Origin of the sequence: Streptomyces sp. NPDC048417 (genome assembly GCF_040651615.1) — a bacterium.
GTDB lineage: Bacteria > Actinomycetota > Actinomycetes > Streptomycetales > Streptomycetaceae > Streptomyces.
Genome location: NZ_JBEZKI010000004.1, coordinates 284,307 through 303,816, shown reverse-complemented (window position 1 = coordinate 303,816; position 19,510 = coordinate 284,307). Strand labels below are relative to the sequence as shown.

18 protein-coding genes and 2 pseudogenes are annotated in these 19,510 nt (G+C 70.5%); 15 read left to right on the top strand and 5 right to left on the bottom strand.

Annotation, left to right across the window (positions count from 1 at the left end):
• The first annotated feature begins 93 nt into the window (after positions 1–93).
• Positions 94–936: a hypothetical protein gene (locus AB0D59_RS08455; RefSeq protein ID WP_362562390.1), complete on the top strand. Its 843-nt coding sequence runs from the start codon at positions 94–96 to the stop codon at positions 934–936.
• Between the two features lie 52 nt (positions 937–988).
• Here AB0D59_RS08455 and AB0D59_RS08450 read toward each other — a convergent pair whose 3' ends face one another.
• Positions 989–1,171: a hypothetical protein gene (locus AB0D59_RS08450; protein WP_181809683.1), complete on the bottom strand. Its 183-nt coding sequence runs from the start codon at positions 1,169–1,171 to the stop codon at positions 989–991.
• A 414-nt stretch (positions 1,172–1,585) separates the two neighbouring features.
• Here AB0D59_RS08450 and AB0D59_RS08445 point away from each other — a divergent pair.
• Positions 1,586–1,964: pseudogene (locus tag AB0D59_RS08445) on the top strand (esterase-like activity of phytase family protein); the annotation flags it as partial.
• 690 nt (positions 1,965–2,654) lie between these two features.
• Here AB0D59_RS08445 and xylA read toward each other — a convergent pair.
• The gene (xylA, locus tag AB0D59_RS08440; RefSeq protein WP_362562388.1) at positions 2,655–3,821 is read right to left on the bottom strand and encodes a xylose isomerase; all 1,167 of its coding nucleotides are present in this window, start codon (positions 3,819–3,821) and stop codon (positions 2,655–2,657) included.
• Between the two features lie 232 nt (positions 3,822–4,053).
• On the opposite strand from xylA, the gene xylB reads away from it, so the two are divergent.
• From xylB to AB0D59_RS08400, 8 genes and pseudogenes are all read left to right on the top strand, one after another.
• Positions 4,054–5,499 carry a xylulokinase gene (gene xylB / locus AB0D59_RS08435; protein ID WP_362562386.1) on the top strand — a complete coding sequence of 482 codons (1,446 nt, stop codon included), beginning with the start codon at positions 4,054–4,056 and terminating at the stop codon, positions 5,497–5,499.
• Positions 5,500–5,554: 55 nt separating this feature from the next.
• Positions 5,555–6,763, top strand: coding sequence for an ROK family transcriptional regulator (locus tag AB0D59_RS08430; RefSeq protein WP_362562384.1), 1,209 nt, complete (start codon positions 5,555–5,557; stop codon positions 6,761–6,763).
• Between the two features lie 302 nt (positions 6,764–7,065).
• Positions 7,066–8,571 (top strand): APC family permease, encoded by a 1,506-nt coding sequence (locus AB0D59_RS08425; protein WP_362562382.1) that lies wholly within the window; start codon positions 7,066–7,068, stop codon positions 8,569–8,571.
• Entirely contained in the window at positions 8,568–9,581 is a 1,014-nt protein-coding gene (locus tag AB0D59_RS08420) for an acetamidase/formamidase family protein (RefSeq protein ID WP_362562379.1), read from the top strand. The genes AB0D59_RS08425 and AB0D59_RS08420 overlap by 4 nt, the downstream gene beginning before the upstream one ends.
• A 48-nt stretch (positions 9,582–9,629) precedes the next feature.
• On the top strand, positions 9,630–10,235 hold the full coding sequence (locus tag AB0D59_RS08415; RefSeq protein WP_362562377.1) for a peptidoglycan recognition family protein: 606 nt from the start codon (positions 9,630–9,632) through the stop codon (positions 10,233–10,235).
• A gap of 42 nt (positions 10,236–10,277) precedes the next feature.
• Positions 10,278–11,570 carry a GAF domain-containing protein gene (locus tag AB0D59_RS08410; protein WP_362562374.1) on the top strand — a complete coding sequence of 431 codons (1,293 nt, stop codon included), beginning with the start codon at positions 10,278–10,280 and terminating at the stop codon, positions 11,568–11,570.
• Between the two features lie 95 nt (positions 11,571–11,665).
• Positions 11,666–13,189 (top strand): aldehyde dehydrogenase, encoded by a 1,524-nt coding sequence (gene adh, locus AB0D59_RS08405; protein WP_362562373.1) that lies wholly within the window; start codon positions 11,666–11,668, stop codon positions 13,187–13,189.
• A 42-nt stretch (positions 13,190–13,231) separates the two neighbouring features.
• Positions 13,232–13,576: pseudogene (locus AB0D59_RS08400) on the top strand (PaaI family thioesterase); the annotation flags it as partial.
• A 267-nt stretch (positions 13,577–13,843) separates the two neighbouring features.
• Here AB0D59_RS08400 and AB0D59_RS08395 read toward each other — a convergent pair.
• Positions 13,844–14,416 (bottom strand): TetR family transcriptional regulator C-terminal domain-containing protein, encoded by a 573-nt coding sequence (locus AB0D59_RS08395; RefSeq protein ID WP_362562371.1) that lies wholly within the window; start codon positions 14,414–14,416, stop codon positions 13,844–13,846.
• Positions 14,417–14,659: 243 nt separating this feature from the next.
• On the opposite strand from AB0D59_RS08395, the gene AB0D59_RS08390 reads away from it, so the two are divergent.
• From AB0D59_RS08390 to AB0D59_RS08375, 4 genes are all read left to right on the top strand, one after another.
• On the top strand, positions 14,660–14,812 hold the full coding sequence (locus AB0D59_RS08390; protein WP_362562368.1) for a hypothetical protein: 153 nt from the start codon (positions 14,660–14,662) through the stop codon (positions 14,810–14,812).
• A 74-nt stretch (positions 14,813–14,886) separates the two neighbouring features.
• Positions 14,887–15,930 (top strand): hypothetical protein, encoded by a 1,044-nt coding sequence (locus AB0D59_RS08385; RefSeq protein ID WP_362562366.1) that lies wholly within the window; start codon positions 14,887–14,889, stop codon positions 15,928–15,930.
• Positions 15,931–15,990: 60 nt separating this feature from the next.
• Positions 15,991–16,662: an enoyl-CoA hydratase-related protein gene (locus AB0D59_RS08380; protein ID WP_362562364.1), complete on the top strand. Its 672-nt coding sequence runs from the start codon at positions 15,991–15,993 to the stop codon at positions 16,660–16,662.
• A 676-nt stretch (positions 16,663–17,338) separates the two neighbouring features.
• Positions 17,339–17,605, top strand: coding sequence for a hypothetical protein (locus AB0D59_RS08375; RefSeq protein WP_362562361.1), 267 nt, complete (start codon positions 17,339–17,341; stop codon positions 17,603–17,605).
• 63 nt (positions 17,606–17,668) lie between these two features.
• On the opposite strand, the gene AB0D59_RS08370 is transcribed toward AB0D59_RS08375, so the two are convergent.
• Both AB0D59_RS08370 and AB0D59_RS08365 read right to left on the bottom strand, forming a co-directional pair.
• A complete protein-coding gene (locus AB0D59_RS08370) occupies positions 17,669–18,271 on the bottom strand; it encodes a hypothetical protein (RefSeq protein ID WP_362562359.1) in 603 nt (200 codons plus the stop codon).
• Between the two features lie 390 nt (positions 18,272–18,661).
• Positions 18,662–19,177: an AraC family transcriptional regulator gene (locus AB0D59_RS08365; RefSeq protein ID WP_362562357.1), complete on the bottom strand. Its 516-nt coding sequence runs from the start codon at positions 19,175–19,177 to the stop codon at positions 18,662–18,664.
• Here AB0D59_RS08365 and AB0D59_RS08360 point away from each other — a divergent pair.
• Complete coding sequence (locus tag AB0D59_RS08360) at positions 19,122–19,508, top strand: nuclear transport factor 2 family protein (protein WP_362562355.1); 387 nt, start codon at positions 19,122–19,124, stop codon at positions 19,506–19,508. The genes AB0D59_RS08365 and AB0D59_RS08360 overlap by 56 nt on opposite strands.
• Positions 19,509–19,510 lie beyond the last annotated feature (2 nt).

Genomic DNA, 19,510 nt, shown 5'->3' with positions numbered 1-19,510 from the left:
AAACTGCAGCTCCGGGTGTGGTGACGGGTCGTGACAACGACCTTCCGGTCACACTAGGGTGCGCGCCGTTGGACGAACGACTGGGAGGCAGGCATGACCGGGACGGACGAGGAGGCCCTCGCCGCCGCGGACGAGGCGCTGTATGTGCTCACAGCGGTGCTGCTGACGCCGGCGCAGTTTCCGAGCGTGCTGGGCGACGACTACCCGGAGGCCTGCGCGGCCCTGGAGCTGGCGCCGCGCGCCGACGGCTACGGCCTGGTCCTCGGCCAGGACGGCGTCGGGGCCCGCTGGACGGTCGTCGTCGACGACGTCTCGCTGGTCGCCGTGGCGATCGCTTCGTGGGACTGCGGCATGGAGCACGACCTCTCCCCGGACGAGCGCACGGTGGTCGTCGCTCTGCCCGGCTGGCCGCTCGCGGTCGCCGTGGCGGCCCCGAACGTGCCCGCACCGCACGACCCCGGCCCGGAGACGGCGGACCGCGCTCCGCTGACCCCGCCGGACACCAGCTCGTGGGGCGCGGCGCAGCGGCGGCTGGGCGCGGACGAGATCGCCCTCCAGTGGGCGGTCTGGCGGGAGCAGATCGGCGACGACCACTTCCCGGCACCCGCGGCCGAGGCCCCGCAGACCGCCGAGAACGCCTCCGGAGACGGCGAGGCGGCCCCGAAGGGTCACCTCGGGATCCGGCGCGTCCTGGCCGAGGCGCGGGCCTATGTGGACACGCCTCCGCCGCTGGGCCGGGTCCGCTCCTCGTTCGCCCCGGGCGACGCACGCACGCTGCGCGCCGACGGGCCCGGCTGGTCGATGGTGGCCCGCACCGACGACATCGCCTTCGTACTTCTCGACGAGGAGCCCGGCGAGGTCCTGCCCGTCGGCCGGGGCCCGGAGCTCCCCGGCCTCCTGGAAGCCCTCGGCAAGATCGCTGTACGACCCCTGTGAGCCCGCCCGAGGCCGCCACCCCACCGAGGGGTCGCGGCCTCAGGCGGACGGCTCAGCGGCCGATCTCCTTGCGCGTGACCCTGCGCAGCCTGCGCCGTTGCGAGGGGTCGAGGGTGAGGTAGGCGGCCACCGGGACGCCGACCACGATCAGGAACGTCACCCACCAAGGCAGCCATATCAGCAGGATGAGCCCGACCGCCACACCTCCTGCGGCGATCTTCGCGTTCTTCGACATCAGCGTCGCCTCCTTCGCGGCCACTGCCGCTCTCTGATCTGAAAACGGGTCCGCGCCTCCCGCGGTTCCGGACCGCGACCCTGAGACATCCCTGACGAGCGACCCCTACTGGTCCCCGAGACCGAGTCGAACAGTTTGTGAAGCAGTCCCGCTCTCAGCGTAGCCACTCCCGGTCGGCTGCCGGCACGGACTGCTCCGCGATCGCCGGTCTCGCGGAAGACAATGACCGGCCCTGCGGAAGACGATCGCCGGCCCTGCGGAAAACCCCACTCGCACAGGCCGGAACCGCCGGCGTGGTCCGATGGTTCGGGCCCCTGGGCTGAGCGGGGCTGCTGGATTCGCCGTAGCGGCGGAGCGCCCGGCGAACAGATGACACACCGGAACCTGACAGTCCGCCGTCCGGCGACCGCTCTCCTCCCCGACGAGGACCCCGGGGGTGCCTTGCTCACCACCCGTCTGCTGCATTTCTCGCCGTGCAAGGAGGCGGTCGGGGCCGAGTGCGTCTACCGGTTCGATCCGGTGAACCTGGCGGACCCCAGCGCAGCCGGCCGGGGCCCGGGCGCCGCCGGTGCCCCGGTGCTCGCCAAGCGTCTGGTCGTCGGCCTGGTCACGGTGACGGGCGTGCCGCTGAAGATCGTGAACCTCGCGCGCGTGGACCACGACACGCTCGCCCTGATCAACGACAACGACTTCGGGACGACCGACGGGGCGGACGCCTTCGACGCGCAGGGCCGGCCTGGCCGGCAGGGGCATCGAGACGCCCCTGGTGTACCTCCGGCTGCCCCAGTCTGTAGTCGGGTCCGGTTCGGCTGTGGTCACCTCAGCAGTGAGGGCAGCAACGAGTCCAGACCGCTCGGCAGCTCACTGGGGAGTCCCGACGGCCAATCGGAGGGGAGTTCGCTCGGCAGTCCCGACGGCAGGCTGCTGGGCAGCTCCGTCGGGAGGCTGAAGGAGGGCCGCGACGAGCCGGAGGCGCTCGGTCCGCTCGTGGTGGGCTTCTCGCCGGGTGAGCCGTCGCCACCGGACGCCATCAGGACGACGACGGCGACGGCCACCGCGGCCGCCACGACGACCAGTACGGCGTACAGCGGGCCCCTGCGGCGACGGGGCGGCTCCGGGGGCGGCTGTGGCGTCCAGCCGACGGCGGTGGGCGGGTCGTGGTCTCCGAAGCCCCCTCCCGAGGGTGGCCCGAACCCTCCGTACGGAGGCGGGTCGTAGCCGCCGTCCGAAGGTGGGGGGCCGTTCGGCGGGCGGGGCGGTACGGGTGGCATGGCCATACCGCCAAGAGTCACCGCGTACCGGTCATCGCGCGAGCCCCACGCGGGAGTTGATACGGACTCATGCAACGGATCGCACGATTCCGGAGCATTTCCCGCACGAACCGGTCATGCGAGTGCTGGCTACTCGTACAGGATGCGGGCAACGACACGCGCGCGTGCGGGCGTGTCGTTGCGAGAGCCACCCGTACGCGCGCGTGCGCGCGTCAGCCCCGGGCGCCCAGCAGGTGGTCCATCGCCAGCTGGTCGAGCTGCTCGAAGGCCATCCCGCGCGCGGCGACCGAGTCCGCGTCGAACTCCTCGAAGGCCGCGCGGTCGGCCAGAAGCGCCTGGAGACCGTCGGCGGCCGTCGCCTGGGCCAGCTGGTCCAGGCGGGAGGCGCGCAGGGCCTCCTGGACCTCCGGGTCCGCACGGAAGGCGGCGGCGCGCTCCTTGAGGATGAGGTAGTTGCGCATGCAGCCGGCTGCAGAGGCCCACACGCCGTCGAGGTCCTCGGTCCGCGGCGGCTTGAAGTCGAAGTGCTTGGGCCCCTCGTAGCCGGCCGTCTCCAGCAGGTCGACCAGCCAGAAGGCGGCACGCAGGTCGCCGGCGCCGAAGCGCAGGTCCTGGTCGTACTTGATGCCGGACTGGCCGTTGAGGTCGATGTGGAAGAGCTTGCCCGCCCACAGGGCCTGCGCGATGCCGTGCGGGAAGTTCAGGCCGGCCATCTGCTCGTGGCCCACCTCGGGGTTGACGCCGTACAGCTCGGGGCGCTCCAGGCGCTCGATGAAGGCGAGTGCGTGGCCGACGGTGGGAAGCAGGATGTCGCCGCGGGGCTCGTTCGGCTTGGGCTCGATGGCGAAGCGCAGGTCGTAGCCCTGGGAGATGACGTACTCGCCGAGGAGGTCGAAGGCCTCCTTCATGCGGTCGAGAGCGACGCGCACATCCTTGGCGGCACCGGACTCGGCGCCTTCGCGGCCACCCCAGGCTACGTACGTCTTCGCGCCCAGCTCGGCGGCCAGGTCGATGTTGCGGATGGTCTTGCGCAGCGCGTAACGGCGCACGTCACGGTCGTTCGCGGTGAACGCGCCGTCCTTGAAGACCGGGTGGGTGAAGAGGTTGGTGGTGGCCATCGGCACGGTCATGCCGGTCGCGTCGAGGGCCTGACGGAAGCGCTTGATGTGCGATTCACGCTCGGTGTCCGAGGACCCGAAGGGGATCAGGTCGTCGTCGTGGAACGTCACACCGTAGGCGCCCAGTTCGGACAGGCGCTGCACCGTCTCGACCGGGTCGAGGGCGCGGCGGGTGGCGTCGCCGAACGGATCCCTTCCCTGCCAGCCGACGGTCCACAGGCCGAAGGTGAACCTGTCCTCGGGGGTGGGCTGGAAGCTCATGCCGCGGCTCCTTGCTTGATGCCTGTGCTTGATGAGTGTGCTCGACGACCGTCGGACACACTGTCGGGCCGACTATTTCGTCATGGCCGTTTACAAATTAGTATGCCGACGCATCCCTGGGAAGGGTCACCCTGTCCCCGAGGGATGAAATCCGGGTCGCGACACCCCGGTGAACCAGGAAAACTGCAGGTCAGGTCAGACCGCGAGATGCGGAAAAAAGGGAGAGAGCCCGATGTCAGCAGCCGAGGGTCCGCTCGTCGTCGGCGTGGACACGTCCACCCAGTCCACCAAGGCGCTGGTGGTCGACGCGTCCACCGGCCAGGTCGTGGCGAGCGGCCAGGCGCCGCACACCGTGTCCTCCGGCGCGGGCCGGGAGAGCGATCCGCGTCAGTGGTGGGACGCGCTGTGCGAGGCGCTGCGCCAGTGCGGGGACGCGGCGCACGAAGCGGCGGCCGTGTCGATCGGCGGGCAGCAGCACGGTCTGGTCACGCTGGACGAGCGGGGCGAGCCGGTGCGGCCGGCCATGCTGTGGAACGACGTCCGTTCGGCGCCCCAGGCGCAGCGGCTGATCGAGGAGCTGGGCGGCCCCAAAGCCTGGGCCGAGCGGACCGGCAGTGTTCCGGGCGCTTCGTTCACCGTCACCAAATGGGCCTGGCTGGCGGAGCACGAGCCGGAGGCGGTCCGTGCGACCAGGGCCGTACGCCTCCCCCACGACTACCTCACCGAGCGCCTCACCGGCCAGGGCACGACCGACCGCGGCGACGCCTCCGGCACCGGCTGGTGGGCGTCGGTGACCGAGGCGTACGACGAGGAGACCCTCGCCCACGTGGGCCTGGACCCGGCGTTCCTGCCCCGGGTGGTCCGCCCCGGCGAGATCGCCGGCACCGTGCGCGACAGCCATGAACTGCCGTTCTCCAAGGGCACCCTGGTCGCGCCCGGTACCGGCGACAACGCGGCGGCCGCGCTGGGGCTCGGGCTGCGCCCCGGGACCCCGGTACTGAGCCTCGGCACGTCGGGAACGGTGTACGCGGTCTCGAGGCACCGCCCCGCCGACCCGACCGGCACCGTCGCGGGCTTCGCCGACGCGCACGGCGACTGGCTGCCGCTCGCCTGCACGCTGAACTGCACCCTCGCGGTCGACCGGGTCGCGGCGCTGCTCGGCCTGGACCGCGAGGCCGTCGAGCCCGGCACCTCGGTCACCCTGCTGCCGTACCTGGACGGCGAGCGCACCCCCAACCTGCCGAACGCCTCCGGGCTGCTGCACGGCCTGCGCCATGACACCACCGCCGGCCAGCTCCTCCAAGCCGCCTACGACGGTGCCGTGCACGCGCTGCTCGGTGCCCTGGACCTGGTGCTCGACGAGGACGCCGACCGGACCACGCCGCTGCTGCTGATCGGCGGCGGCGCCCGGGGCCGGGCCTGGCAGGAGACGGTACGGCGGCTGTCGGGGCGCCCGGTGCAGGTGCCCGAGGCGAAGGAGCTGGTCGCCCTCGGCGCCGCCGCGCAGGCGGCCGGCCTGCTGACCGGCGAGGACCCGGCGGCGGTGGCGCGGCGCTGGAACACGGCGGCGGGGCCGGTGCTGGACGCGGTGGAGCGGGACGCGGCGACGCTGGCCAGGATCTCCGGGGTACTCTCCGACGCGGCCCCGCTGCTGGAGCGGGCACCGGAGGACCGCTGACCGCACAGCAGGCCGACCGCAGAACCGTCCCGGGGGACTGAGGATTGATGGAGGCATGACCGCACCGCTGCACGAGGCCCGCCCGACGGCGACCGGCCGTGCCCTGCCGGACACCCAGCAGGGCATGCGCCGACGCAACCTCGCGCGTGTGATGCACGCGGTCAGTGCGGAGGGCTCGCTGTCGCGGGCCGCGGTCGCCTCACGCATCGGCCTCACCAGAGCGGCCGTGTCGACCCTCGTCGACGAGCTGATCCGCTGGGGACTCCTGGAGGAGCTGGGCCCCGAGCGGCCCAGCCGCGTCGGGCGGCCGGGCTCGGCGCTCGCGGTGAGCGGGCGCGGCCCGGCCGGTATCGGGGCGGAGGTCGGGGTCGACCATCTCTCCGTGTGCGCGATGGATCTGCGCGGCGAGGTACGCGCGCGTGCCGTGCGGCACGGCGCCAACCGGGGCCGGGCGCCGAAGCCGGTGGTCGAGGAGCTGACCGCGCTGGTCCGGCGGGTCGTGACGGACGCGGAGCGGGAAGGCCTGTGGCCGGCCGGTCTCGCGGTCGCCGTCCCCGGCCTGGTGGCGCGTGACGGGCACACGGTCGTCCATGCCCCGAACCTCGACTGGCACGACACCGATCTCGGCGCGCTGCTGCCCGCGGACCTCCCGCTGACGGTCGACAACGAGGCCAACTTCGGTGCCCTGGCGGAGCTGTGGCTCGGCGACGCCACCCCACCGGATTTCCTGCATGTGTCCGCGGAGATCGGTATCGGCGCCGCGGTCGTCGTGGACGGTCAGTTGCTGCGCGGGAAGCGGGGTTTCGCGGGCGAGCTCGGCCATGTACCGGTCCACCCCGACGGGCCGCACTGCGCCTGCGGCGGACGCGGCTGCCTGGAGCAGTACGCCGGCGAGGAGGCGGTGCTGCGCGCGGCCGGTCTCGAATCCCGCGAGGACGCGGTAGGCCTGCTCGCGCGGCGGGCAGCCGAGGACCACGAGGGTGTACGGCGTGCCCTGCACGACGCCGGCACGGCCCTGGGCATCGCCCTGACCGGCGCCGTCAATCTCCTCGACCCCGAGTCGGTGGTCCTGGGCGGCGCGCTGGCCGGCCTCGCTCCATGGCTCCTCCCGTCCCTGCAGACCGAACTGGCCGACCGCACGACCGGCCCGGCCTGCCCGGTCACCGTCTCCCACCTCGGCCCCGAGGGACCCCTCCTGGGCGCCGCCCACTCGGTGGTCCGCGCCGTCCTGGACGATCCGGCGACGGTGGCGGAACGGGTCTGAGGACCGGCTGCCCCAGCCGATCCGAGCACGGGCCGACCAGCCGATCCGAGCCCTGGCCGCCCGGCCGGTCCGAAGCCACGGCCAACCAGCCGGCCCGAAGCCTCGCCGACTGGCGGTTACCCTCGATCGACCAGGCGTCCCGCGCTTCTTGCCTCACCCGTTCGGATGGCGAGGTTTTCCACAACCGCCGCCCTGTCCACGGAATCACTCGGCGCTCTTCTGCCCAACCCGCGAGCGCCGTACCGTGATTCACGCGAAGCGGTCCGTGGGACCGATGGATTCACGCACGTCGGGGGGTGTGTATGGCCGAGGAGATGGCCGGAGGGGCGGCCACAGGGCTGCGGCGGGACGCGGTCGGGCTGCGGGAGGTTCTGTTCCAGAGCGTCACGGCAATGGCGCCTGCCGCCGCCGTCGCCGCGTCCATTCCGTCAGGAGCGGCCTTCGCCGGGGGCAGTCTGCCGCTGGCGGTGGTGATCGCTCTGGTGGCCTGTCTGTTCACCGCGTCCTGTGTGGCCGAGCTGGCTCGGGAATTACCGGCGGCGGGCTCCGTGGCCACGTATGCGGCGCGGGGGCTGCATCCGGCCGTGGGGTTCCTGGTCGGTTGGGGCTATGTGTTCGTGGAGGCGTTGGTACCGCCGTTGCTGCTGCTCCAGCTCGGGTTCACCGCGGCGGGCACCCTGCACGAGGAGTGGGCCTCCTGGCCGGCCGACCTGTGGTGGCCGTGGTCGCTCGCCGGCGCCGCCGTGATAGCCGTCACCGGGTATCTGGGGGTGCGTGCCTCGGCGCGTTTCGGGACGGTCCTCGGGGTCTTCGAGATCGCGGTCTTCCTCGTCTTCGCCATCTGGCTGATCGGCAAGGCCGGTTCGCACAACACCCTCTCCGTGTTCGGTACCTCGCACACGGCGAAGGGGTACGGGGGCATCAGCGGGGTGTTCGCCGGTTCCGTCTACACCGTGCTGGCGTTCGCCGGTTTCGAGGCGGCCGCGCCGCTCGCCGAGGAGACCCGCGACCCGCGCCGCACGATGCACCGCGCGGTGCTCGGTGCGGCCCTGGGGATCGGCCTGTTCTACGTGGTGACGACCTATGCGATGACCGTGTACTTCGGGCCGGACCGGTTCGCCGGCTTCGGCGCGGCGGGCGAGGCGTCCTGGGAAGGTGTCGCCCGGGCCTCCTTCGGGCTCTTCTGGGTGCTGGTGTTCCTCGCCGTGGTCAACTCGACGATCGCCAACGCCAACGCCTGTGCCAACGTGTCCACCCGGACGGCCTTCGCGCTGGCCCGCATCCGGGTCCTGCCGCGCGTCCTCGCCACGCTCCACCCCCGGTACCGCTCCCCCGTCGTCGGTATCGCCCTCCAGACGGTCGTGGCGGTCGGCGCCGTGCTGGGGCTGGGCTTCGGCTACGACCCGGTGACCGCGTTCCTGCTGCTGGCCACGGTGATCGTCACGGTGGTCATCGGCGTCTACATCGTCGTCAACCTCGCCTGTGCGGGCTACTTCCTGCGCCGCGGTCGCGCGTCCCTCCGACCGGTACGGCACCTGCTCCTGCCGCTGCTGGGCATCGTGGCCTTCGTGCCCGCCCTGCTCACCGCGGCCGGTCTGCCCGTCTTCGACTTCGTGACGAAGCTGACCGCCCCGGTGTCGTACGCCGGTCCGGTGGTCGGCGTCTGGATGGCGGCCGGAGTGGTCGTGCTCCTCGTGCTGATACGCCGTCACCCCGAGCGCATAGCCGAGATGGCGCGTGTCCATCTCGAAGAAGGCGACGACCGAGCAGACGCCGTCGACCGGCGGATCGGAGACCTCCCACGATGACCGACCCCCTCATCCTCACCGTCCGGCCCGGACCGGGCGAGTACGCGTGGACGTTCGGCGGAGCGCCGCCGGTGGCGCGGATCGCGCCCGGCACGGTGCTCGACCTGTACACGGAGGACTGCTTCGCCGGACGGGTGCGGTCCGAGAAGGACCTGGTGTCCGAGGTGTGCGAGTTCCCGTTCCTCAACCCGCAGACCGGGCCCTTCCACATCGAGGGCGCGGAGCCGGGGGACACCGTCGCCGTGCACTTCGTGTCGATCGAACCGGCACGGGACTGGGCGGCGTCCACGACGGTCCCCCTGTTCGGCGCGCTCACCTCGACGCACACCACGGCCACCTTGCAGCCTCCGCTCCCGGAAAAGGTCTGGATCTGGCAGCTGGACCGGACCCGGCGCACGGCCCTGTTCCGGGCTCACGAGGGCGATATCGAGCTGGAGCTGCCGCTGGACCCGATGCACGGGACGGTCGGCGTGGCCCCGGCCAACCTGGAGGTCCGCTCGGCCCTGGTGCCCGACGCGCACGGCGGGAACATGGACACCCCCGAGATGCGGGAGGGCGTCACCTGCTATCTCGGCGTGAACGTCGAGGGCGCGCTGCTCAGTCTCGGTGACGGGCACGCCCGACAGGGCGAGGGCGAGACCTGCGGGGTGGCCGTCGAGTGCGCGATGAACACCGTGGTGATCGTCGAGCTGCTGAAGGGGATCGCGACGCCGTGGCCCCGGCTGGAGTCGGACACGCACATCGTCTCGACGGGGTCGGCGCGTCCGTTGGAGGACGCCTTCCGGATATCGCAGCTCGACCTGGTGCAGTGGCTGGTGCGCGACTACGGATTCGCCGAACTGGACGCCTACCAGTACGCGACTCAGACGGTGGAATCACCGTTGGCCAACGTATGCGACACCAACTACACGTGTGTGGCCAAGCTCCGCAAGGAGTGGCTGCCCGCGCGCGAGACTTACCGCGGACTGCACACGCGGCTGCGCGAGACCGCGGCGGCCCTGCGCAGTTGACCGCGACTCCCCCATGCTTCAGGCACGCTTCCGAAAGGCACCTCACCCATGGACCGGGCACGACCGCTCCCCAGCAGGCGATGGCTCCTGAAGGGCGCGGCTCTCGCCGCTGTCCCGTACGCGCTGCTCCCCGAGAGCCGAGCGGGCGCGCAGACCGGAGTCGTCGACTATCCGAAGGCCGAGTGGCAGGCGGCGAGCAGTGAGAACCACACATCGGCCCAGCGCCCCGACGAGTACGACATCGACCGGGTGATCATCCATGTCACACAGCAGGCGTACGCCGGCACGCTGTCCATCTTCCAGAATCCGAAGAAGCGGGTGTCCGCGCACTATCTGGTGCGTTCGGCCGACGGCCATGTGGCGCAGTGCGTCCGGGAGTCGGACGTCGCCTGGCACGCGGGGAACTGGGACTACAACACACGCAGTGTCGGCATCGAGCACGAGGGCTGGGTGGACAAGCCGGAGTACTTGACCGACGCCCTGTACGCGGAGTCGGCGCGGCTGACGGCGTCGATCTGCGACAGATACGGCATTCCCAAGGACCGCGACCACATCATCGGCCATGTCGAGGTGCCGGGGACCAACCACACGGATCCGGGAAAGTACTGGGACTGGGTCCGTTACATGAGGCTGGTCGACCTGTCCTCGGAGTGAGAGCGGTCGAAACGGTTGTCGGCGCGAACACCCCGAGTGACGATGTCCCCAGCCGCATCGCCGTCCGGGGAGGCCGAGTTGACCGATCCGTGGGTGGCCCTGGAGCCGGGGGCCGACCCCGCCGAGCGTGTCCGGGTGCTGCGCCGGGCGCACGAGACGTTCACCACGGCGGGTACCGTGCCGCGCCCGGTGCGGTCGGTGGTGGCCGAGTCGTGGCGGCGTTCGGTACGGGCCGGGGTGGGACCGGACGGCGCGGCGCGGGTGGAACTGACGGACGGCGACCTCGGGGCCTACCGGGCGGAGCATCCGCTGGCCAGGGTGATGCCGCTGGTCCGAGAGCTGATGGGCACGTTCGCGGCGGACGGCGAGCATTTGCTGGCGGTATGCGACGCGGACGGCAGGCTGCTGTGGGTGGAGGGGCATCCGGCGACCCGGCGCCGGGCGGACCGGATGAACTTCGTGCCGGGCGCGCGCTGGTCGGAGACCGCGGTCGGTACCAACGCGCCGGGGACGGCGGTCGCCGTGGACCGGCCGGTACAGGTGTTCGCGGCGGAGCACTTCATCCGCCGGGTGCAGCCGTGGACGTGCGCGGCGGCGCCCGTCCACGACCCGCGCACCGGGCGGGTGCTGGGCGCCGTCGACATCACCGGTGGCGACCGGCTGGCGCATCCGCACAGCCTGGGCTTCGTCCAGGCTGTGGCGCGGGCCGCCGAGTCGCAGCTGGCGCTGCTGGATCCGCCGACACCCGCCGACGAGGCGCCCGCGCTGGCGGCGCTCGGCCGTGACGAGGCCGAACTCCGGCTGGGTGGGCACCGGATCAGGCTCGGCCGCCGGCACAGCGAGCTGCTGGTGCTGCTGTCCCGCCACCCGGAGGGGCTGACCGGCGACGAGCTGCTGTGCGCGCTGTACGAGGACGAGTCGGTGACACCGGTGACGCTGCGGGCCGAACTGGCCCGGCTGCGGCGGCTGCTGGGGCCCGGGCTGCTCGCGTCCCGGCCGTACCGGCTGACCGCTCCGGTCGAGTCCGACGCGACCGTCGTCGAGCGGCGGCTGGAGGCGGGGGCGGTGACGGCGGCCGTGACGGCGTACCCGGGTCCGTTGCTGCCCGGTTCGCAGGCGCCGGCGGTCGTACTGCTCAGGCAGCGGCTGGCGGACGGTCTGCGGGCCGCGCTGATCGCGCGCCGTGACCCCGATCTGCTCGCGGACTGGGCGCACGCTCCGTGGGGCGAGGACGACATCGAGGTGTGGCGGGCCCTCGCGGCGGTGCGGCCGACGGCGGTCGTACGGAGCCGGTTGACCTCGCTGGAGTCCGAGTTGGCGGCGCCCGCACGCTGACCTGCGGTGCAACGGGGGCGCAACGTCCGCTTCACTAGCCTGCGCGCCGGAGCTGCCCAACGGCGGGCAGCGCATCTGCAAGGAGGCAGGCCACCATGACCCGTTTCGCGGCGCCCGGCACCGAGGGCGCGATCGTCTCCTACCAGGCGCGCTACGACCACTTCATCGGCGGCGAGTATGTGCCGCCGGCCCGGGGGCAGTACTTCGAGAACCCGTCGCCGGTGAACGGTCAGCCGTTCACCGAGGTCGCGCGGGGCACCGCCGAGGACGTGGAGCGGGCGCTGGACGCGGCGCACGCGGCCGCGCCGGGCTGGGGGCGTACGTCGGTGACCGAGCGCTCCGACATCCTCCTCAAGATCGCCGACCGGATGGAGGCCCACCTCGAACCGCTCGCGGTCGCCGAGAGCTGGGAGAACGGCAAACCGGTGCGGGAGACGCTGGTCGCGGACATCCCGCTCGCCATCGACCACTTCCGCTACTTCGCGGGGGCGATCCGCGCGCAGGAGGGTTCGCTGAGCGAGATCGACGACGACACGGTGGCGTACCACTTCCATGAGCCGCTCGGGGTGGTGGCACAGATCATCCCGTGGAACTTCCCGATCCTGATGGCCACTTGGAAGCTGGCGCCGGCCCTGGCCGCCGGCAACGCCGTCATCATCAAGCCGGCCGAGCAGACCCCCGCCTCCATCCACTACTGGATGAGCCTGATCGCGGACCTGCTGCCGCCGGGCGTGGTGAACATCGTCAACGGCTTCGGTGTGGAGGCGGGCAAGCCGCTGGCCTCCAGTCCGCGAGTGGCGAAGGTGGCGTTCACCGGGGAGACCACAACCGGGCGGCTGATCATGCAGTACGCCTCGGAGAACATCAAGCCGGTCACCCTCGAGCTGGGCGGCAAGTCCCCGAACATCTTCTTCGACGACGTCTGGGCGCACGACGACGACTTCCGCGACAAGGCCCTCGAGGGCTTCACGATGTTCGCGCTCAACCAGGGCGAGGTCTGCACCTGCCCGTCCCGGGGTCTCGTCCAGCGCGGCCACTACGCCGAGTTCATGGCGGCGGCGGTCGCCCGCACCCAGCAGATCAAGCCGGGCCACCCTCTCGACACCGACACGATGATCGGCGCGCAGGCCTCCAACGACCAGCTGGAGAAGATCCTCTCCTACCTGGACATCGGCCGGCAGGAGGGCGCGAAGGTCCTCACGGGCGGCGAACGCGTCGAGTACGACGGCGAGTTGAAGGGCGGCTACTACGTCCAGCCGACGATCTTCGAGGGCGACAACCGGATGCGGATCTTCCAGGAGGAGATCTTCGGCCCGGTCGTGTCGGTGACGTCCTTCGACGACTTCGACGATGCCATCAAGATCGCCAACGACACGCTGTACGGCCTCGGTGCGGGCGTCTGGACTCGCGACACCAACACCGCGTACCGCGCGGGCCGCGCGATCCAGGCGGGCCGGGTGTGGACGAACTGCTACCACGCGTACCCCGCGCACGCCGCGTTCGGCGGCTACAAGCAGTCCGGGATCGGCCGCGAGACCCACAAGATGATGCTGGACCACTACCAGCAGACGAAGAACATTCTTTGTTCTTACAGCCCTAAGAAGCTTGGGTTCTTCTAGAGCCTGAAGTCGGGTTGCTTGGAGGCATCGTTGCGCTCCAGGCAACCCGAGCACGGCCGGGCAGTGTTCGTACTGGTGCCGGCCGAGGAGCACTACAACCCGATCGGCAGCGTCCACGGCGGCGTCTACGCCACACTGCTCGACTCGGCGGCCGGCTGCGCGGTGCAGTCCGTGCCGCCCCGGGGCATGGGATACACCTCGATCGACCTGACCTTGAAATTCCTGCGCCCGATCACCGTCGACACCGGCAAGGTCCGCGCCATCGGCACCGTCCTCAACAGCGGCCGCCGCACCGCCCTCGCCCAGGCAGAGCTCCGCGACTCCGACGACCGGCTCCTGGCCCACGCCACCAGCAGCTGCATCCTCTTCCCGATGCCGGTGCCCTGAGCGCGATGGGGCCCGAGAGAACTGGCCAGCCTGTCGAGGCTGCTGCATCGGTCAGGTGCTCTCCTTGCCGTCAGCGCCCTTTGCGCGCGCCTTCACCGAGAACGGGTTCGTCGTCCTGGGGACGCGATCCATCGGTCGCACAGGGAGGCATACGGCAGGAAGACGACGATCCTGGCGCCCCAGGACCCGTGCGACGACGTCCGGTACCGGCTGCGTCTCCCCACGACCGCACCCTCACCTGCGGGGTCCAGAAGCGGCCGGTCGCGATCAGCGCAGGAGGACGCCGAAGACCATGTGGAAGAAGGCGTCGAAGGGAGCGGAGGACTTGTCGGCTCGGGCCGCGATCAGCGTGCCCTCCCAGGCGCTGAGGATGAACAGCGCGGCCTCCTCGACCTCGAGAGCGGCGTCCAGCTCACCTGCTTCCCGGGCTTCGGTGAGGACCCGCCGGATGCGCGCGGCCCACCGCTGGAAGCCGCCCTGGACGGCGGAGCGGATCTCCTCGGAGTGGTCCGCCACCTCGGCGCCGAGGTTGCCCACCAGGCATCCGCGGGCGAAGCCGCTGTCGACCGTGTCCGCGCCCAGGAACTCGAAGTGCGCCCGAAGCCGCTCCAGCGCAGGGCGTCCGGGCGTGTCGAGCAGGTCGAACCGCAACCCTGCCGCGTAGCGGCTCAGTGCCTCAAGGGCGCTCTCCTCCTTGCTGGCGAAGTGGTTGTAGAACGAGCCCTTGGGAGCCCCGGCCGCCGAGGTGATGTCGCTGATACCCGTGGCATTGAAGCCCCGCGTGCGGAACTGCTCCAGGGCTGCCTGCGCGATCTCCTCGCGCTTGGACGCGCGTGCCATCCTCACCACCACCTCGGGGTCAATATGTCCGGTCGCCTTGCCGCAGGTCAAACCCTGTTCACCGGGGAAGCGGCTCCCGCCCCCGACGCCACGTGACCCACGGCTCCCCCCTCGGACCTGCTTGACTAAGCATAAAGCGACCGGTCATATTGAAGTGACCGGTCATATTGAACGGACCCCAGTCCCGCCCCCCAGCCCTCGGCCCTCCCCGGGCCGGCAGAGGCAGCACCGAGGAGAAGTGTCATGTCCGCGTACCGAGCCTTCGAGGCCACCGGTGTCCACCAGCTCCGGCTCGTCGAGCGCGAGTTGGTCGACCCCCAGCCCGGACACGTCCGGCTCAGGGTGCAGGCGTGCGGTGTATGCCACTCCGACGTGCTGTCCGACATGGACGCCTGACCACGCCACGACCTGCGTCGCCGGGCAGGCGAGTCCTGGCCCGCGCCCCTGGCAATCCCCTTGAGGTTCCCCCCATGACCGACATGGTCGATACGACAGAGCACACCGGCACGGCCCCGCGCGGCCGCGGGCCTGCGTGCCCAGCCGACGACATCGTCTCCGACATCAACGGTCCTCGTGCGACCCGCGCCGCTCGGATCAGGCTGCTCTCCATCTCCCTCGGCACTGCCGGCCTCGGCGGTGCCTGGCAGGCAGCGGTGACCACCTTCCCACCCGCTCTCCAGGTCAGCGACGCGCTGTTCACCGTCAGCGGTCTCATCTGGCTGGTGTTGCTGGCGCAGTACCTGCGCCATGGCGGGACCCGGTGGCGCAACCTGCGCCACGACCTGCGTCATCCCGGCGATGGCTTCACTCTCGGGTACGTCCCCATCATCGGCATGCTGATCGCAGGCCACTTCTCGCGGTACGGGATCACAGGCCCACGATGGGCCTACGCCGTGTTCGTCACCGTGGCCGCCCTCATCGCCGCACGCCTGCTGGCCCACTGGCTCACTGGTGCCCTGAGCGCAACCGTCCTGCACCCGGGCTACTTGCTGCCGGTGACCTCCGCACCGTTCGTGGCGAGTGCCGTCGCCTCCACGCTCAGGCTGCCCGGTGTCGCCGACGCCGCCTTCGCGGTGGGGCTGTTGTACTGGCTCGCCTTCGGCACCGTCATCCTCGGCAGCCTCGTCACTGGTGGCCCCCTGCCCGGGCCCGCCCGCCCGGCCCTCACCGTCCTGACCATCCCACCGGCCACCGGCGGAATCGCCTGGACCGCCGCTCACAAGGGCGTCTTCGACGCCGTCGGCTACGGCTTCGCCGGCACGCTGCTCTTCACTGTCCTCCTCGTCGTCTTCCTCCTCCCCGATCTGCGCCAGCCCTCGTTCCATCCGGGTCTGTGGATCTTCAGCTTCCCCATAGCGGCAAGCACCAATTTCGCCATCCGCTGGATCCACGCCTCCGCGCTTCCCGAAGGGCCGACCCTCACCGGCATCCTCCTGACCGGTGCGACCGCGGCTCTGGGTCTCCTGGCAGCAGCCACCCTGCTCCACCGCGCCCGGCGAACACTTTCCAGTTGACTTCCGCTTTGGCGGCGGAGAGACCTCCCTGCCCCACCGAAACGTCTCCAAGGAGCCCTCATGCCCATGCTCGACCGCCACGACGCCGTCTTCGTTCTCGACCTCGGCGACGGGGAGAACCGCTTCCACCCCGACTGGATCGCCTCGGTCAACACAGCCCTGGACGAGGTGGAGAAGTCAGAAGGCCCTCGCGCCCTGGTGACCGCTGCGACCGGGAAGTTCTACTCCAACGGTCTCGATCTCGAATGGCTCGCTGCGCACAGCGACGAGCACCTGGACTACGTCAACTCCGTTCACGGTCTGTTCGCAAGGTTCCTGTCCCTCCCGCTGATCACCGTAGCCGCCCTGCAGGGACACACGTTCGCCGCCGCAGCGATGTTCTCTCTGGCCCACGACTTCCGTCTCATGCGTGCCGACCGGGGCTTCTGGTGCCTGCCCGAGGCAGAGATCAACATCCCCTTCACTCGGGGCATGTCCGCCCTCATCCAGTCCCGGCTGACCCCGCAGACAGCCCAGCACGCCATGGTCTCCGCCCGTCGTTTCGGCGGCACGGAAGCCGCCGCCGCCGGAATCGTCGATCAGGCCGTGGACGAGGGCGCCCTGCGCACGGCCGCCCTCGAACTCGCCCAGTCTCACGCGAACAAGGCCGGCGACAGCCTCGGAACCATCAAGACGCGCATGTACGCCCCTGTCCTCACCCTCCTCCGCGACACGACCAACCCGCTGGGCTGACGCCGCGCCGGGGGCGGTCGCCGGCCTCGCGTTGGGGAGCAAGGCTTCTTACGACATGACAGTGCTCGCGCAGGAGCGCAAGCTGGGAGCAAGGCAGGGGTGACACCTGGCGATCGATGAGGCAAGGCTGCACACATGGCGCCGTGACTCGCCGTAGGTTGCGTCGTTCCTGCCCAGAACGTTCGCCGACTTCGTCGGGTGCTGAGAGACGAAAGGTCACTCATGCCGCAGTCCATGCGCGCGCTCGTAGCCGGAGAGGTCGGCGAGCCGAACGATGTCCTGCGCCTGGAATCCCGGCCTGTTCCCACGCCGGAAGCCGGCCACCGTCGATCCGTGTGAAGGCGACGCCGATTCACGCCAGCGATCTGCACGTGCTGCGGGGTCGCTACGGTTTCTCCCCGAAGTTTCCCAACTGTAGGCGGGCACATGGAATGCGTGGGCTGTATTGAGGCCCTGGGTTCGGACACCGAGGGACTGAAGATCGGCGAGCGTGACGAGGACCTGTTGCAGTGTGTGACTGAGGTCGCAGGACCGGCCGGCGTGTGCAAGGCCATCGTCTGCGTCGCCGGCCACGTAGGTGCCCAGGTGTCCCAGGCATTGGCTCCGGAAGGAGAGCTCGTGGTCTACGGCGCGCTCCACCCATCGGCAGACTGACCCGGCGGCCCTGACGATCCCGTTGCAGACGCGCTCGGTCATCTACGAGACCGAAGTGGTCCGTGGCTTCTGGCTGAACCGCTGGTTCGGCACTGCCTCACCTGCGGACGCGCTGCGCGCGCTGTCTGAAGTTCGCGGCCTCGTCACGGACGAAGTGCTGAGCATCCCCCAAGGCCGGCCCTTCCCGCTCGAACGCTTCACCGAAGCCATCTCGTTCGCCGAAACACCCGCTCATGACGCCAAACCGCTCCTCGTCTTCGAAGATGGCCGGGACAACGACGACGAGTAGGGCACGGTACTTGAACGAACTCATCGCCGTCATCGAGCCCATCGGCCAGGCGTTCTGCTGCTGTCAGCCGAAGTGGATGTCGCTGAGGTCGATCGAGACCATGACCTCATCGAGGATGGGGTGACCATCGGCATCGCGGCGGTAGGCCCGGCGCTTGGTGGGCAGCACGATGCCGTCCGCTTCCACGCAGTCGTAGACGTACTGCGCGGCGGCGAACCCGCCTGCCACATCGACGTGATAGTCGTGTCGGCGCAGCAGCCGGTCGGGGCCGAAGTAGAAGTCCTGGTGGGTGCTGTGGCTGGCGATCTCGGGTGGGAACGTAGCGCGAAGTCCTCGCCACAGTTCGTCTCCTTCCCGCCACGGCTCGATTTCGGTGACCGTGAAGCCGGGCATGGCCAGCAGGAACGGTGTGGTGAGGTAGGTCCACAGGGCGTAGCCGTTGAAGTAGGCCCGGTCCAGCGCGTCCCAGGGGGTCTCCAAAGTGTGGCCGCTGAAGGACGACCGTGGATCCTCACGTTCGGCCACCACTCGCCCGTCGAGCTTGTAGATGCTCACACATCCGGGCGTGAAGTCGGTCTTCTGGTCAGGGGCGCCGAAGGGTCTGACCGAGGCGTGCTCCTCGTGGAGGAGAACGGTCATCTCGCGCGGCGCGGGATCCTGCGGCAAGCCTTTGACGGCGAAAAGATGACCGCCGCTGACAAGGGTGACTCGCGCCCGAGTCAGCTGGCGCCAGCGTGCGTTCCCGCCGTGGGCTTCGATCGCCTCAGTGAGTAGTTCGTTCATGTAGGTCTCCTGAGGTGCGGCGCCTGCGGACAGGATGATGCGGTCAGCACAGACGGTTCGTCGACGGACCGCTGGCGAAAACGCTCTCCCGCCCAAATCCACGCACAGGCACCCCACGCGAGGGGAATCCGTGGGCCCGTGATCACCGGTGCGGCAGACGAGAACCTGAGTCCGGACGACCGTCCGTGACCAGCACCGATCGCTCATATTAGGTCGTAACCAGACGGCTTCAAGATGGTGGATCTTCATTGTATCGAGACTGATCACGGGCCGTCAGCGCAGTGCAGCCTCGCCCGAGTGGACGGCGCGCATGGCCCGATCGACGGTCTCCTGGTTTTCGCCGACCGGAGCAACGTAGCCGATGACGTCGCGCGCGGCATCCTCCCCGAGCATGCGGGCGATCACCCACGTGGCGAGATGCTGTGACGCCAGGCAGCCGCCCGCTGTGGCGATGTTCCCCTCGGCGTGGAACGGCGCGTCCGGAACGGGGACGTCGCAGGCTTCGACAAAGGGCCGGCTCTTCATGTCCGTGCAGGCCGGCATGCCGTCCAGCAACCCCAGCCGGGCGATCACCAGCGCGCCGGAGCACTGGGCACCGATCAGCTGTCGCGAAGGGTCGAGCCGCAGCCGGGAGATCAGTCGGTCGTCCGCGACGACGTCGCGCGTCTGCACGCCACTACCGTCGCCGCGAAGTGTCTTGCCCCGCGCCGGGAGTCCGCCACGCCTGCAGGGGTTGACGAACGCCTTCGCACAGAAGTCCGCCGCCGCATTCGGTGAGGCGTTCACCAAGGACGTGGTCCTGGAGGCGAGCGTCCTAACCCGCCCGGTGGAAGGCCGCAACCAGGTGAAGAAGGTAATGGGCGCGGCGAGCGTGATCTACGAGTCGCTCCGCTTCATCCGGGAGACCGTCAACGGCCCACGAACCTACCTGGAGTGGGAGGCCACCGCGTTCGGCGGCCTGCCGATCGAGGGCGTCACCATCCTGACCAAGAATGCGGACGGCCAGACCCTCCGAGCCGCCATCCACCACCGGCCACTGGGCGCCGCGCTCCGCTTCTCCGCGGAACTGCGTACCCGGCTGGCCGGCGAGATCGACGCCGACTACTTCCACCAGGGCTGAAC